This is a genomic window from Pseudomonas oligotrophica (genome assembly GCF_021726475.1).
Taxonomy (GTDB): domain Bacteria; phylum Pseudomonadota; class Gammaproteobacteria; order Pseudomonadales; family Pseudomonadaceae; genus Stutzerimonas; species Stutzerimonas oligotrophica.
This window is the reverse complement of record NZ_JAKJRU010000008.1, coordinates 164459-178829: the sequence shown is the minus strand read 5'-3', so window position 1 is coordinate 178829 and position 14371 is coordinate 164459. Positions and strand designations below refer to the sequence as shown.

Genomic DNA, 14371 nt, shown 5'->3' with positions numbered 1-14371 from the left:
GTTCCTCAATTCTTCACGGCGACGGCAGTGTCCGTCGCGGTCGGGATCGGCTCGCGCCAGGCCACGGCCAGGCCGTTGGCGTAGCGCAGGTCGATCCTTGCAATGTTGTCGCTCTGCACCTGCAGTGCCTTCTGGTAGATCGCACTGAAGCGGCGCATCTTTTCCACCACGTGATCGCGCCCCAGCAGCAGCTCGATGCCCTGACTGGTGGTCAGGAACCAGCTGCCGCGCTCGCGCAGTTCCAGGCTGGCAATCGAGAAGCCGAGCGGCCGCAGCATCTGGCTGAGCATCTGGTACTGCTGCATCACCCGCTGCTGAGCCCGCTTCGGACCATGCAACTGCGGCAAGTGTTCATAATTGCTGAGATTGTTCGGCGCGAACGCCTGGCCGTTGTTGTTCAGCAGCGCCTCCCCGCCCCAGCGGGCGACAGGCAGCTGCTCCTCCAGGCGGATCTGCACCTGGTCGGGCCAGACACGCCGGACTTCCACGTGGGCGATCCAGGGCATCTGCTCGAGATCGTGGCGCATGCCGTTCAGATCAACCTTGAAGAAGCTCGACTCGACGAACGGAGCGATGCGCTGCTGCACCGCCGCCCGGCTGACGTAGCTCAGCTCGCCCTGCACGCTGACCTTGGCGATCGGCCGGTCCGCATAGGGCAGCAGGCGCTGCCCCAGCTCGTAGAGCCCGACCGCCAGGCCGACCAGCAGCAGCGGCCAGAGCACGCGCTTGACGCCGCCCAGGCTCGGCCGCGGCAACCGTGCCGACAGCGGCTTGGGCTCGACCAGCCGGCTCGCACCACGCGGCAGCGGCTTGCGCGAGCTGCGGCCGGTCCCCGGTTGCGTGTGGCGGAGCGTGGTAATCATGCTCAGCTCCCTGCCTCTTGGCTGGCTTCGAGAATCGCCAGGACCAGCTGCTGGAAGTCCAGGCCGGCGGCGCGCGCGGCCATGGGCACCAGGCTGTGGTCGGTCATTCCCGGCACGGTGTTCACCTCCAGCAACCAGAAGTTGCCGTCGGCATCCTGCATCACGTCGACCCGCGCCCAGCCGCTGACCCCCACCGCCTCGCAGGCGCGTGCGGTGAGTTCCTTGAGCTCGGCTTCCTTGGCCGCGTCCAGGCCGCAGGGAATGCGGTACTGGGTATCGGAGGCCAGGTACTTGGCGTCGTAGTCGTAGAAGCTGTGCGGCGTGCCCAGGCCGATCGGCGGCAGCACTTCCCCGCGCAGCATGGCGATGGTGTATTCCGGGCCCTGGATCCACTGCTCGACCAGCACCTGCGCGTCGTAGACGCTGGCGCTGCGCCAGGCCGCGATCAGCTCGGCAACACCGTCAACCTTGGCCATGCCGATGCTCGAGCCTTCGTGCGCCGGCTTGACGATCAGCGGAAAGCCCAGCGTCTCGGCGGCCTGGCGGCAGTCCGCCTCGCTGGCCAGCACGGCGTGACGCGGGGTGGGCAGGCCGAGGCTCTGCCAGACCTGCTTGGTGCGCAGCTTGTCCATGGCCAGCGCCGAGGCGAGGATGCCGCTGCCGGTGTAGGGAATGCCCGCGCACTCGAGCAGCCCTTGCATGCTGCCGTCCTCGCCGCCGCGACCGTGCAGCACGATGAAGGCACGGTCGATGCGCTCGCTGGCCAGGCGTGCCAGGAAGTCCTCGCCGACATCGATGCCGAACGCATCGACACCGGCGTCCTGCAGGGCCGCGAGCACCGCGGCGCCGGACTTCAGCGACACCTCGCGCTCGGCACTGCGGCCGCCGAAGAGTACGGCCACGCGCCCGAAGGCCTGCGGGTTGCGGGTCGATTGCAGGGCACTCATGGATGCTTCCTCGCGGCCGGCGTGGCACCGGCGAACAGGGGGCTTTTCAGCAGTTGCGGTGCGACGCCGCCGATGTCGCCGGCACCCTGGCAGAGCAGGATGTCGCCAGGACGCAGCAGCGGCTTGATGATCGGCGCCAGGTCGACGCCACGCTCGACGTAGATCGGGTCGAGCTGGCCGCGCTGGCGCAGGCTGTGGCACAGCTGACGGCTGTCGGCCCCGGGGATCGGTTCCTCGCCGGCCGGGTAGACCTCCATCAGCAGCAGCACGTTGGCATCGCCCAGCACCTGCACGAAGTCGTCGTACAGGTCGCGGGTGCGGCTGTAGCGATGCGGCTGGTAGACCATCACCAGGCGCCGTTCCGGCCAGCCGCCGCGCACAGCCTTGATCACCGCCGCGACCTCGCGCGGGTGGTGGCCGTAGTCATCCACCAGCATCACCTCGCCGCCTTCGACCGGCAGTTGGCCGTAGACCTGGAAGCGCCGGCCGACCCCCTCGAACTGCGACAGGCCCTGGACGATCGCCGCATCCTCGATGCCCTCGTCGGTGGCGATGGCGATGGTCGCCAGGGCGTTTAGCACGTTGTGCGTGCCCGGCATGTTGACCGAGACCTGCAGCGGTTCATGGCCGGCGCGCAGGGCAGTGAAAAAGGTGCGCATGCCTTCCTGGCGCACATCGATGGCCCGTACGTCGGCGTCTTCGCTGAGGCCATAGGTGGTGGTCGGCCGACCGATCTGCGGGATGATCTCGCGCACCACCGGATCGTCGACGCAGAGCACCGCCAGCCCGTAGAACGGCAGGTTGTGCAGGAACTCGACGAAGGTCTTCTTCAGCCTGCCGAAGTCACCGCCGTAGGTGCTCATGTGATCGGCATCGATATTGGTGACCACTGCCACCATCGGCTGCAGGTGCAGGAAGCTGGCGTCGCTCTCGTCGGCCTCGGCGATCAGGTAGCGGCTGCTGCCCAGCTGCGCGTTGGTACCGGCGGCGGTCAGGCGGCCGCCGATGACGAAGGTCGGGTCGAGCCCGCCGGCGGCGAATACCGAGGCCAGCAGGCTGGTGGTGGTGGTCTTGCCGTGGGTGCCCGCCACCGCGATGCCGTGGCGATAGCGCATCAGCTCGGCGAGCATCTCGGCACGCGGCACCACCGGGATGCGCTGCTCCAGGGCCAGCGCCACTTCGGGGTTGGACGCGTTGATCGCGCTGGACACCACCAGCACGTCGGCACCGGCGACGTTGCCGGCCTGGTGGCCGATGAAGATCTGCGCGCCGAAGCTCTGCAGACGCTCGGTGCTGGCCGATTCCTTCAGATCCGAGCCGGACACCTCGTAGCCGAGGTTGAGCAGCACCTCGGCGATGCCGCACATGCCGACCCCGCCGATGCCGACGAAATGGATGCGACGGATGCGACGCATGCGCCGGACCTCGGCCTTCACTGCAGCGGGCGACTTAGCCATGCGCCACCTCCAGGCAGATATCGACGACGCGGCGCGTCGCATCGGGCCGCGCCAGCTTGCGTGCGGTGGCGCCCATGGCCTTGAGTTTTTCCGGGTGCATCAGTACCTCTTCAAGCTGCGCGGCAAGGGCGGCAGCATCGGTCTTGGCTTGCGGCAGGAGCACGGCGGCGCCGTCCCTGGCCAGGTATTGGGCATTGCGCGTCTGGTGGTCGTCGATCGCATGCGGCAGCGGCACCAGGAACGACGGCAGGCCGGCGGCCGCCAGCTCGCACACCGTCAGCGCGCCGGCGCGGCAGATCACCAGGTCGGCCCAGGCATAGGCCTGCGCCATGTCCTTGATGAACGGCGCGACCCGTGCCTCGACACCGGCTTCGGCGTAGCGCTGACTGGTGAGGTCCGCGTGCTGCTTGCCGGCCTGGTGGAAGAGTTCCGGTCGCAGGTTGGCCGGAAGCAGCGCCAGGGCTTGCGGCACCAGCTTGTTCAGCGGCTCGGCGCCGAGGCTGCCGCCGAGCACCAGCAGGCGTGGCCGGCGGTTGGCCAGCGAGTCGCGCGGGGTCTCGAGGAACAGTTCCTCGCGCACCGGGTTGCCGGTGGTGCGCCGCTTGGCGCTGGCCCTGAAGGTATCCGGGAAGGCCTCGCAGACCCGGCTGGCCAGCGGCACCAGGCTGCGGTTGGCGGTGCCGGCCACGGCGTTCTGCTCGTGGATGATCAGCGGCACGCCGGCCAACCGCGCGGCCAGCCCGCCGGGACCGGTGACGTAGCCACCCAGGCCGAGCACGCAGACCGGCTTGAGCTCGCGCACGATGCGCCGCGCCTGCAGCAGCGAACGGACCAGCTGCAACGGCGCCTTGAGCAGCGCCGTCAGGCTCTTGCCGCGCAGGCCGCTGACCTGGATCAGGTGCAGCGGCAGCCCGGCCGCCGGCACCAGCTCGTTCTCGATGCCGCGCGGCGTGCCCAGCCAGTGCACGCTGTAGCCGCGCGCCTGGAACTCGCGGGCACAGGCCAGCGCAGGGAACACGTGGCCGCCGGTGCCGCCGGCCATGATCAGCACGTTAGCGGCCATGGACCACCTCCTTGCCGTCGCCCGGCTCGTGGAAGTCCGCCTCGCTGAACTCGACCTCCTCGCTGCCCAGCACCGTGCGGCTTTCCCACTCGATGCGCAGCAGCAGCGCCATGCTGGCGCAGGTGACGATCAGCGAGCTGCCGCCATAGCTGAGGAACGGCAGCGTGAGGCCCTTGGTCGGCAGCAGGCCGACGTTCACGCCGATGTTGATGAGGAACTGCCCCAGCCAGAGGAAGGCGATGCCCCAGGCCACGTAGGCGGCGAAGAACTGCTTGGCCTTCTCGGCCCACAGGCCGATGTAGAGCGCGCGCACGCCGACGAAGGCGAACAGCGCGATGGTCGCCAGCGCGCCGATCATGCCCAGTTCCTCGGCCAGCACCGAGAAGACGAAGTCGGTGTGCGCCTCGGGCAGGTAGAACTGCTTCTGCACACTGTTGCCCAGGCCGACGCCGAACCACTCGCCACGGCCGAAGGCGATCAGCGCCTGGGTCAGCTGGTAGCCGGCGCCGTACTGGTCGGCCCAGGGGTCGGTAAAGGTGATCAGGCGCTGCAGGCGGTACTCCTGGGTCTGCACCAGGATGAACACCGCGCCCACGGCGAACACCACCAGCAGGCTGAAGCGGATCAGGCCGACGCCACCGAGGAACAGCATGGCCACCGCCGCGCCCATCATCACCACCGTGGCGCCGAAGTCCGGCTCGAGCAGCAGCAGCATGGCCATCGGCAGCAGCACGAGGAACGGCTTGGCGAAGCCCCACATGCTCTCGCGCACCTCGGCCTGGCGCCGTACCAGGTAGCCGGCGAGATAGATCACCACGAACACCTTGGCCAGTTCGGAAGGCTGCACGTTGAACGCACCGAAGCCGATCCAGCGCATCGAACCGTTCACCTCGCGGCCGATGCCCGGGATCAGCACCAGGATCAACAGGCCGAACGCGGCCAGCAGCAGCATCCAGTCCAGGCGCTGCCAGGTGGTCACCGGCACCAGCAACACCAGCAGCGCGGCGCCCAGGCCGAGCGCCACGTACACCAGGTGGCGAATCATGTGATAGAGCGCATTGCCCGAATTGACCGCCGCGACTTCCGAGGATGCCGAGGTGATCATCACCAGCCCGAGGCCGAGCAGTGCCAGGCAGCCGGCCAGCATGGGGAAGTCCAGATCGACCAGGCGGCGACCGAACAGCGGCGACGAGGCATTGCGCAGGAAGGCGAGCATCAGGCGAGCGCCTCCACCGCAGCGGCGAACAGACGGCCGCGCTCTTCGAAGTTGCGGAACATGTCGAGGCTGGCGCAGGCCGGCGACAGCAGCACGGCGTCACCCGGCTGCGCCACGCTCGCGGCAGCCTGGACCGCTTCATCCAGCGATGCCACCGGCAGCAGCGCCACGGCACCTTGCAGGGCCTCGGCCAGGCGTGGCGCATCGCGCCCCAGCAATACCACCGCCCGGCAGTGCTGGCTGATCGGTGCACGCAAGGGTGCGAAGTCGGCGCCCTTGCCGTCGCCGCCGGCGATCAGCACCAGCTGGCCCGGGATATCCGCACCCAGCCCTTCGATGGCGGCCAGCGCAGCACCGACGTTGGTGGCCTTGGAATCGTCGTAGTAGGCGACGCCGCCGTGCTCGCCGACCCATTGACAGCGATGCGGCAGGCCGGCGAAGCGACGCAGGGTCTCGAGCATCGTCGCGAACGGCAGTCCGACCGCGTGGCCAAGGGCCAGCGCGGCGAGCGCGTTCGATTGATTGTGCGCACCGCGGATCTTCAGTTCGCGCACCGGCATCAGCGCTTCGAACTGGAACGCCAGGCAGCGTTCGCCGGCTTCCTCACGCAGGCCGAAGCCGCGGAAGTCCGGCTGCCCCAGGCCAAAGGTCCAGACGGCGACACCTTCGACCGGCAACGGCCGGCTCAGCAGGTCGTCACGGTTGACCACCACCTGGCGCGCACCGCGGAAGATGCGGTGCTTGGCCTGGTGGTAGGCCGGCAGGCCGCTGTAGCGGTCCATGTGGTCTTCGCTGATGTTCAGGCAGGTCGCCACTTCGGCGTTCAGGCACTCGGTGGTTTCCAGCTGGAAGCTCGACAGCTCCAGTACGTAGAGTTCGACATCGGCGGCGAGCAGGTCCAGCGCCGGCGTGCCCAGGTTGCCACCGACCGCGACCCTGCGCCCGGCCGCCGCGGCCATCTCGCCGACCAGCGTGGTGACGGTGCTCTTGGCGTTGGAGCCGGTGATGGCGACGATCGGCGCCGTGGCTTCGCGGGCGAACAGGTCGATGTCACCGGACAGCTTCACCCCGCGCGCGGCGGCTGCCTGCAGCGCGGGCGTGCTGACCGGCAATCCGGGGCTGACGATCAGCTCGCTGGCGCGGCAGAGAAAGTCCACGTCCAGCTCGCCGCAGCGCACTTCCACCTGCGGGTACTGCGCCGCCAGGGTGGCCAGCTCCGGCGGGTTGGCGCGCGTGTCGACCACGGCGAACGGCAGCCCGCGGCTCGCCAGGTGGCGAACCACGGAGAGGCCGCTCTTGCCGAGGCCGACGACGATGCGGAACTGGTCGGAAGCGATGAGCACGTCTGTCACCTCAGCTTCAGGGTGGCCAGGCCAACGAGCACCAGGATCACCGTGATGATCCAGAAGCGCACGATGACCCGCGGTTCGGGCCAGCCCTTGAGTTCGAAATGGTGGTGGATCGGCGCCATGCGGAACACGCGCTTGCCGGTCAGCTTGAAGCTGGCGACCTGGATCATCACCGAGAGGGTTTCCATGACGAACACCCCGCCCATGATGAACAGCACCACTTCCTGGCGGACGATCACCGCGATGGTGCCCAGCGCGGCGCCCAGCGCCAGGGCGCCGACATCGCCCATGAAGACCTGTGCCGGGTAGGTGTTGAACCAGAGGAAGCCCAGCCCCGCGCCGGTCAGCGCGCCGCAGAAGACGATCAGCTCGCCCGCGCCGGGAACGTAGGGAATCAGCAGGTAGTCGGCGAAGTTCATGTTGCCCGACAGGTAGCAGAAGATGCCCAGGCCGCCGCCGACCATCACCGTCGGCATGATCGCCAGGCCGTCCAGCCCGTCGGTCAGGTTGACCGCGTTGCTGGCGCCGACGATGACGAAGTAGCTGAGGACGACGAAACCGATGCCCAGGGGAATCTCGATGTTCTTCAGCAGCGGCAGGATCAGCGTCGTCTCCACCGGCGTCTGCGCGGTCATATAAAGGAACACCGCGGCGCCCAGGCCGAACACCGACTGCCAGAAGTACTTCCAGCGGCTCGGCAGGCCGCGCGAATTCTTCTCGATCACCTTGCGGTAGTCGTCGACCCAGCCGATGGCACCGAACAGCAGGGTCACGCCCAGCACCACCCAGACATAGCGGTTGCCCAGATCGGCCCACAGCAGGGTGCTGATGGCGATGGCGCTGAGGATCAGCGCGCCGCCCATGGTCGGCGTACCCGACTTGGACAAGTGCGACTGCGGGCCGTCGGTCCGCACCGCCTGGCCGATCTGGCGGATCTGCAGGGTGCGGATCAGCCAGGGGCCCATCCACAGGGACAGGACCAGGGCAGTGAGCACGCCAAGGATTCCGCGCAGGGTCAGGTATTGGAACACCCCGAACCCGGTGTGGAACCTTTGCAGGTACTCGGCGAGTAGCAGCAGCATCAATGAGTCTCCGTTTCCGGTCCGCCCAGCGCGACGACGACCTTGTCCATCGCCGCGCTGCGCGAACCCTTGATCAATAGGGTGGTGCCGCTTCCCTGCTCGCTGCGCAGTGCCTCGATCAGGCTGGCCTGGTCGGCGAAGTGCCGGCCGCCACTGCCGAATGCCGCAACGGCATGGGCCATCAGCGGGCCGACCGCATAGAGCGCATCGACCTTGCCGGCGGCATAGGCGCCCACCTCGCGGTGCCCCTGCTCGGCCCACTCGCCGAGCTCGCCCATGTCGCCGAGGGCCAGCACGCGGCGACCGGCGAAACCGGCCAGCACGTCGACCGCCGCGCACATCGAGGCCGGGTTGGCGTTGTAGCTGTCGTCGATCAGGCGTACGCCGTTGGCCAGCAGCCGCGCCACGGCGCGGCCCTTGACCGGCTGCAGGGCCTGCAGGCCGGCGACGATGGCGTCCGCCGGCACGCCCAGCGCGTGGGCGGCGGCGGCGGCGGCCAGGGCGTTGGCGACGTTGTGCCGGCCGAGCAGGTTGAGCTGCACACGCCAGGCGCCAGCGGGGCCGGCCAGGGTGAAGTTCGGGCAGCCGCGCTCGTCATGGGCGATCGACGCGGCGGTGAAGTCGGCCAGCGGGCTCTGCAGGCCGAAGCCGATGATGCGTCGCCCAGCCGCACGCGCGGCCCAGACCGGGAAGGCCGGGTCATCGCGATTGAGCACGGCGACGCCATCGGCGGCCAGCCCGTCGAGGATCTCGCCCTTGGCCTCGACGATCTTGTCGACGCCGCCGAACTCGCCGACATGGGCGTTGCCGGCGTTGGTGATGATGCTGACCTGCGGGCGCACCAGCTCGACGGTGTAGGCGATCTCGCCGAGCCGCGAGGCGCCCAGTTCGATCACTGCACTGCGGTGCTGCGGACCGATCTCCAGCAGGGTCAGCGGCGCGCCCAGGTCATTGTTGAGATTGCCGCGGGTGGCCAGGACCGCGTCGTCGCCATGGGCCACGCGCAGGATGCTGGCGAGCATTTCCTTGACGCTGGTCTTGCCGCTCGAGCCGGTCACCGCGGCGACCGGGCCGCCGAAGCGGCTGCGGTTCAGCGCGCCCAGGCGCCCCAGCGCCAGGCGGGTGTCGGCCACCACCAGCTGTGGCAGGCCGGCGCCCTCGATTTCCCGTTGCACCAGCGCGGCCACGGCGCCCTTGGCGGCGACGTCGGCGAGATAGGCGTGCCCGTCGAAGCGCTCGCCGGTCAGCGCGACGAACAGCTGGCCCGGCTGGATGTGGCGGCTGTCGGTGCTGACCGAGTCGAATGCGACATCGGCGCCGACCAGGCGGCCCGCCAGGGGCGCGAGCAGTTCTGCAAGGCGCATCGCTTCAAGCATGGGAAGCCCTCCAGGCGGCAAGCGCCTTCTGCGCCTCGTCGAGATCGGAGAACGGCAGTCGTTCGCCGCGGATTTCCTGATAATCCTCGTGCCCCTTGCCGGCGAGCAGCAGGACATCGTCGGCCTGGCTGGCGGCGACCGCGGCAGCGATGGCAGCGGCCCGGCCGTGCATGAAGGTCACCGCCCCGGCATCGGCGAAGCCCTGGCGGATATCGGCGAAGATCTGCTCTGGCGCCTCGTTGCGCGGGTTGTCATCGGTGACCAGGACGACGTCGGCCAGGCGCTCGGCCGCCGCGGCCATCAGCGGGCGCTTGCCGCGGTCGCGATCGCCGCCGCAGCCGAACAGGCAGAGCAGGCGGCCGCGCACATGCGGCCGCAGCGCCTCGAGAACTTTTTCCAGCGCGTCCGGGGTGTGGGCGTAGTCGACCACCACCAGCGGCTGCCCGGCATCGCCCAGGCGCTGCATGCGGCCGGCCGGGCCCTGCAGCTGCGGCAGCACCGCGAGAATCTCGTCCAGCGGGTAGTCCATGCCCAGCAGGGCACCGACCGCCGCCAGCACGTTGCTCAGGTTGAAGCGGCCAAGCAGCGGGCTGCGCAGGCTGCGCTCGCCCTGCGCCGTGACCAGGCGGGCCTGCATGCCCTGCTCGTCGAACCGCGCTTCAGGGCAGTAGAGCGTCGCTGCCGGATCCTCGAGGCTGTAGCTGATCAGGCGCGCCTCGCTTGGCTGTGCGGCCAGCTGGCGGCCGAAGGCATCGTCCAGGTTGATCACGCAGCAACCCAACCCGGGCATCTCGAACAGTCGCGCCTTGGCCGCCGCGTAGGCGTCCATGCTGCCGTGGTAGTCGAGGTGATCGCGCGACAGGTTGGTGAACACGGCGATGTCGAACTCGAGCGCGGCGACGCGCCCCTGGTCCAGGCCATGGGACGAGACCTCCATGGCCACCGCGCGAGCCTCGCGCTGCTTGAGCCCGGCGAGCGCCGCCTGTACGCCGATGGCGTCGGGCGTGGTGTGGCGGCCCAGTTCGAGCTCGCCATGAAAGCCAGTGCCCAGGGTGCCGATGATGCCGCAGCGCTCACCCAGGCGATCGAGGGCCTGGGCGATCAGCTGGCTCACGCTGGTCTTGCCGTTGGTGCCGGTCACGCCGACCAGCCGCAGGTTGCGGCTCGGCTCGCCATAGAAGCGCCCGGCGATGGCCGACAGCTGCCCGGCGAGGTCGCGCACCGGCACCAGGGCGGCCGCTTCGCTGGCCTGCACCTGGGCACCCTCGGCCTCGTAGACGATCGCTGCCGCACCACGGGCGATGGCGTCGTCGATGTGCGCGCGGCCGTCGCTGTGCAGCCCCGGCAGGGCGAAGAACAGATCGCCCGGGCGAACCTTGCGGCTGTCGAGGGTCAGCTCGCGGACCATGATGTGCGCCGCAGCCTGCGGCAGCAGATGATTCAGAGGCATGGACATCAGCCGCGCCCTCCCTTGCTCTGTGCTGCGTCAGCGGTCTGTACCGGCGCCGGCGGCGGCAGGTTGTCCGGCGCGATGTTCATCAGCCGCAACGCCCGCGCCATGACCTTGCCGAACACCGGCGCCGCCACCAGGCCGCCGTAATAGCCACCGGTGCTCGGCTCGTCGACCACCACCACGGCGGCGATCCGCGGCGCGCCGACCGGGGCGACGCCGGCGAAGAACGAGCGATAGGCGTCCTTGGTGTAGCCACCGGTACCGGAAATCTTCTTCGCCGTGCCGCTCTTGCCGCCGACGTGGTAGCCCGGCACCTGGGCGCGGGCACCGCCGCCGCCCTGCTCCTCGACCACCGACTGCAGCATGCCCAGCACCGTCGTGGCGATGGCCGGGTCGATCACCTGGGCGCCTTCGGCGGGCCGGTCCAGGCGCAGCAGCGACAGCGGCACGTTGACGCCCTTGTTGCCCAGCACGGCGTAGGCATGGGCCAGTTGCACGGCGGTCACCGACAGCCCGTAGCCATAGGCCAGCGAGGCGATCTCGGCATCGCGCCACTTGCGATGGTTGGGCAGGTTGCCGACTCGCTCGCCGGGGAAGCCCAGCCCGGTATCCTGGCCGAAGCCGGCCTGCTGCATGACCGCGTAGACCGGCTCATGGCCGATATCCAGGGCGATCTTGCTGATGCCGACGTTGCTCGACTTCATCAGGATGCCGGTGAGGTTCAGCAGGCCGCCGCGGGACACGTCGCGAATGGTGTAGCGACCGATGCGCATCCAGCCGGGCATGGTGTCGACCACCGACTCGGGGCGGTACTTGCCGGTGCCGAGCGCCGCGGCGATGGAGAACGGCTTGACCGTCGAGCCGGGCTCGAACACGTCGATCATCGCGCGGTTGCGCATCGCCGCCGGCTGCATGTTGCGCCGGTTGTTGGGGTTGTAGGTGGGCTGGTTGGCCATGGCGAGGATCTCGCCGGTCTTCACGTCGATCATCACCAGGCTGGCGGCCTTGGCACCGTGCTCGAGCATCACGTTGCGCAGCTCGCTGTGGGCGAGGTACTGCAGGCGCAGGTCGATCGACAGCGCCATCGGCTTGCCCGGCTTGGCGTTCTTCACCACCTGCACGTCCTTGATCAGGCGGCCGCGGCGATCCTTGAGCACCTGACGCTTGCCCGGCACGCCGGCCAGCCACTCGTCGTAGGCCAGTTCCATGCCTTCGCGGCCGCGGTCGTCGATATCGGTGAAGCCGACCACATGCGCCGCCACGTCGCCGGCCGGGTAGAAGCGCCGGAACTCTTCCTGGGCATAGACGCCGGGGATTTTCAGGTCGAGCACGGCCTGGCCCTGCTCCGGGGTCAGCCCGCGGACCAGGTAGGTGAACTCGCGCGCGGCCTGCTCCTGCAAGCGGGCCGACAGCACGCCGGCGTCCTGGCCGATGGCCTTGGCCAGCTCGGGCCAGCGCACGCGTGCAGCCTGCAGCTCCTTGGGGTTGCCCCACAGGGTGGTCACCGGCGTACTGACCGCCAGCGGTTCACCGTTGCGGTCGGTGATCAGCCCGCGGTGCGCCGGGATCGGGATGTGGCGCACGCTGCGCGCGTCGCCCTGGCCCTGCAGGAAGGCCTGGTCCATGACCTGCAGGTCGACGATCCGCCAGGCGAGCGCACCGACCAGCAATGCCAGCAGGGCAAGCACCAGACGGAAGCGCCAGGGATAGCGCGCGCCTTCGAGTTTCATGGCGACACCAGCCTGACGTCCGCCGCCGCCGGAATGTGCATCTTCAGTTGCCCGGTCGCCAGGGCCTCGATGCGGCTGTGCGCCGTCCAGGTGCTCTGCTCCAGAATCAGCCGGCCCCACTCGGCCTGCGCCTTGTCGCGCACGCTGAGCTCGGCGTAGAGGTCATTGAGCAACTGGCGATTCCAGTGCGCGGTGTAGGCCACGGCGATGGCCGACAGCAGCACGCTGACGAACAGCATCAGCATCAGCAGGCCGCCGCGCGGCATGGAGGCCAGGGCGCGGCTCATCGGACTTTCTCCGCGACCCGCATGATCGCGCTGCGCGCGCGTGGATTGGCCTTCACTTCCTCGTCCGAGGCGTACTGCGGCTTGCCCAGCAGCTTGAGACGCGGCTCGAAGGCCTTCGGGATGATCGGCAGGTCGCGCGGCAGCTTGTCCGCCTCGCCCTTGGCATGACGCCGCATGAACTGCTTGACGATCCGGTCCTCCAGCGAGTGGAAGCTGATCACCACCAGATGACCGCCGACGTCCAACGCCTCGAGCGCGGCATCGAGCCCGCGCTCCAGATCGCCCAGTTCGTTGTTGATGAAGATGCGCAGCCCCTGGAACGCGCGGGTCGCCGGGTTCTTGCCCTTCTCCCAGGCCGGATTGGCTTCGGCGAGTACCTTGGCCAGGTCGGCCGTGCGGGTAAAGGGCGCCTCGGCCCGGCGCTGCACCACGGCACGCGCCATGCGCTTGGCAAAGCGCTCCTCGCCGTAGTCCTTGAACACGCGGGCGATGTCGTCCTCGGCCGCCTCGGCCAGCCACTGTGCGGCACTGACGCCTCGCGCCGGATCCATGCGCATGTCCAGCGGCCCGTCATGCAGGAAACTGAAGCCGCGATCCGGATCGTCGAGTTGCGGCGAAGACACGCCGAGATCGAGCAGGACGCCCGAGACCTTGCCAAGCCAGTCGCGTTCGCGCAGCTCGTCGGAAAGCTCGGCAAAGCTTCTCTGCACAATGACAAAGCGGCCGTCTTCGGCCGCTAGCGTTTGTCCCGTGGCGATTGCCATCGGATCCTTGTCGAACCCGAGCAAGCGGCCATCAGGCCCGAGCAGCCTCAATAACAGCCGGCTATGCCCGCCACGCCCGAAGGTTCCGTCCACGTAGCGCCCGTCCGGGCGCACGGCCAGCGCCGCGACGGCTTCGTCGAGCAACACGGTGACATGCTGCAGGTCGCTGATCTGGCTCACAATATTAGGTCACGTAGTTCGTCCGGCAGCGCGCCGGGTTGTTTGATGGCCGCCAGGTCCGCGTCGGAAATCGCGTTCCAGTCGTCTTCGTTCCACAGCTGAAACTTGTTGAGCTGGCCGACCAGCATGGCGCGCTTGTCGAGGCGGGCGTACTCGCGCAGGCGCGGCGGCACCAGCACACGCCCGCTGCCGTCCATCTCCACATCGACGGCATTGCCGATCAGCAGGCGCTGCAGGCGACGGGCCTCTTCGCGCAGCGACGGCAGCTCGCGCAGCTTGGCTTCGATCAGCTCCCATTCGGGCAAGGGATAGATGCAGAGGCAGCGATCGACGGCATCGATGGTCACGATCAATTGCCCCTCGCCTCGCGAAAGCAGCTCGTCACGGTACCGGCTGGGCATCACTAGCCGCCCTTTGGCATCGAGACTGATGGCGTTTGCTCCGCGAAACACGGCTGCTTCCCCTGAAATTAGCTATCCATGCCCATATTTACCCACTTCATCCCACTTTCTACCACTTGTGCGCACTATAGAAATGCGGCCGCCCCACCGTCAAGGCGCGTCCGGCGGGAAAAAGCCTTGTGGGGCGGCAATTTAGCGACGAT

13 protein-coding genes are annotated in these 14371 nt (G+C 68.8%); all 13 read right to left on the bottom strand.

Annotated features, from left to right (window positions below):
* Positions 1–5: 5 nt before the first annotated feature.
* From L3N39_RS17100 to mraZ, 13 genes are read right to left on the bottom strand one after another with little or no spacing between them, the layout of a single operon-like run.
* Positions 6–863, bottom strand: coding sequence for a cell division protein FtsQ/DivIB (locus L3N39_RS17100; protein ID WP_237258624.1), 858 nt, complete (start codon positions 861–863; stop codon positions 6–8).
* Positions 864–865: 2 nt separating this feature from the next.
* On the bottom strand, positions 866–1810 hold the full coding sequence (locus L3N39_RS17095; protein WP_237258623.1) for a D-alanine--D-alanine ligase: 945 nt from the start codon (positions 1808–1810) through the stop codon (positions 866–868).
* Positions 1807–3267, bottom strand: a complete 1461-nt coding sequence (gene murC / locus L3N39_RS17090; RefSeq protein WP_237258622.1) for a UDP-N-acetylmuramate--L-alanine ligase — start codon at positions 3265–3267, stop codon at positions 1807–1809. The genes L3N39_RS17095 and murC overlap by 4 nt, the downstream gene beginning before the upstream one ends.
* On the bottom strand, positions 3260–4330 hold the full coding sequence (gene murG / locus L3N39_RS17085) for an undecaprenyldiphospho-muramoylpentapeptide beta-N-acetylglucosaminyltransferase (protein ID WP_237258621.1): 1071 nt from the start codon (positions 4328–4330) through the stop codon (positions 3260–3262). Before murG ends, murC begins: the two co-directional genes overlap by 8 nt.
* On the bottom strand, positions 4320–5546 hold the full coding sequence (gene ftsW, locus L3N39_RS17080) for a putative lipid II flippase FtsW (protein ID WP_237258620.1): 1227 nt from the start codon (positions 5544–5546) through the stop codon (positions 4320–4322). The genes murG and ftsW overlap by 11 nt, the downstream gene beginning before the upstream one ends.
* Positions 5546–6889: a UDP-N-acetylmuramoyl-L-alanine--D-glutamate ligase gene (gene murD, locus L3N39_RS17075; protein WP_237258619.1), complete on the bottom strand. Its 1344-nt coding sequence runs from the start codon at positions 6887–6889 to the stop codon at positions 5546–5548. The genes ftsW and murD overlap by 1 nt, the downstream gene beginning before the upstream one ends.
* 5 nt (positions 6890–6894) lie before the next feature.
* Positions 6895–7977: a phospho-N-acetylmuramoyl-pentapeptide-transferase gene (mraY, locus tag L3N39_RS17070; protein WP_041104036.1), complete on the bottom strand. Its 1083-nt coding sequence runs from the start codon at positions 7975–7977 to the stop codon at positions 6895–6897.
* Positions 7977–9353 carry a UDP-N-acetylmuramoyl-tripeptide--D-alanyl-D-alanine ligase gene (locus L3N39_RS17065; protein WP_237258618.1) on the bottom strand — a complete coding sequence of 459 codons (1377 nt, stop codon included), beginning with the start codon at positions 9351–9353 and terminating at the stop codon, positions 7977–7979. The genes mraY and L3N39_RS17065 overlap by 1 nt, the downstream gene beginning before the upstream one ends.
* Positions 9346–10809: a UDP-N-acetylmuramoyl-L-alanyl-D-glutamate--2,6-diaminopimelate ligase gene (gene murE / locus L3N39_RS17060; protein WP_237258617.1), complete on the bottom strand. Its 1464-nt coding sequence runs from the start codon at positions 10807–10809 to the stop codon at positions 9346–9348. The genes L3N39_RS17065 and murE overlap by 8 nt, the downstream gene beginning before the upstream one ends.
* Entirely contained in the window at positions 10809–12536 is a 1728-nt protein-coding gene (locus L3N39_RS17055) for a peptidoglycan D,D-transpeptidase FtsI family protein (protein ID WP_237258616.1), read from the bottom strand. Before L3N39_RS17055 ends, murE begins: the two co-directional genes overlap by 1 nt.
* A complete protein-coding gene (ftsL, locus tag L3N39_RS17050; RefSeq protein ID WP_237258615.1) occupies positions 12533–12823 on the bottom strand; it encodes a cell division protein FtsL in 291 nt (96 codons plus the stop codon). The genes L3N39_RS17055 and ftsL overlap by 4 nt, the downstream gene beginning before the upstream one ends.
* Positions 12820–13767 (bottom strand): 16S rRNA (cytosine(1402)-N(4))-methyltransferase RsmH, encoded by a 948-nt coding sequence (gene rsmH, locus L3N39_RS17045; RefSeq protein WP_237258614.1) that lies wholly within the window; start codon positions 13765–13767, stop codon positions 12820–12822. The genes ftsL and rsmH overlap by 4 nt, the downstream gene beginning before the upstream one ends.
* Positions 13764–14219: a division/cell wall cluster transcriptional repressor MraZ gene (gene mraZ, locus L3N39_RS17040; RefSeq protein WP_237258613.1), complete on the bottom strand. Its 456-nt coding sequence runs from the start codon at positions 14217–14219 to the stop codon at positions 13764–13766. The genes rsmH and mraZ overlap by 4 nt, the downstream gene beginning before the upstream one ends.
* Between the last annotated feature and the right edge of the window lie 152 nt (positions 14220–14371).

Coding starts and splice junctions, on each gene's coding strand:
- L3N39_RS17100 (WP_237258624.1), bottom strand. CDS start 863: ATGATTACCACGCTCCGCCACACGCAACCGGGGACCGGCCGCAGCTCG.
- L3N39_RS17095 (WP_237258623.1), bottom strand. CDS start 1,810: ATGAGTGCCCTGCAATCGACCCGCAACCCGCAGGCCTTCGGGCGCGTG.
- murC (WP_237258622.1), bottom strand. CDS start 3,267: ATGGCTAAGTCGCCCGCTGCAGTGAAGGCCGAGGTCCGGCGCATGCGT.
- murG (WP_237258621.1), bottom strand. CDS start 4,330: ATGGCCGCTAACGTGCTGATCATGGCCGGCGGCACCGGCGGCCACGTG.
- ftsW (WP_237258620.1), bottom strand. CDS start 5,546: ATGCTCGCCTTCCTGCGCAATGCCTCGTCGCCGCTGTTCGGTCGCCGC.
- mraY (WP_041104036.1), bottom strand. CDS start 7,977: ATGCTGCTGCTACTCGCCGAGTACCTGCAAAGGTTCCACACCGGGTTC.
- L3N39_RS17065 (WP_237258618.1), bottom strand. CDS start 9,353: ATGCTTGAAGCGATGCGCCTTGCAGAACTGCTCGCGCCCCTGGCGGGC.
- murE (WP_237258617.1), bottom strand. CDS start 10,809: ATGTCCATGCCTCTGAATCATCTGCTGCCGCAGGCTGCGGCGCACATC.
- L3N39_RS17055 (WP_237258616.1), bottom strand. CDS start 12,536: ATGAAACTCGAAGGCGCGCGCTATCCCTGGCGCTTCCGTCTGGTGCTT.
- ftsL (WP_237258615.1), bottom strand. CDS start 12,823: ATGAGCCGCGCCCTGGCCTCCATGCCGCGCGGCGGCCTGCTGATGCTG.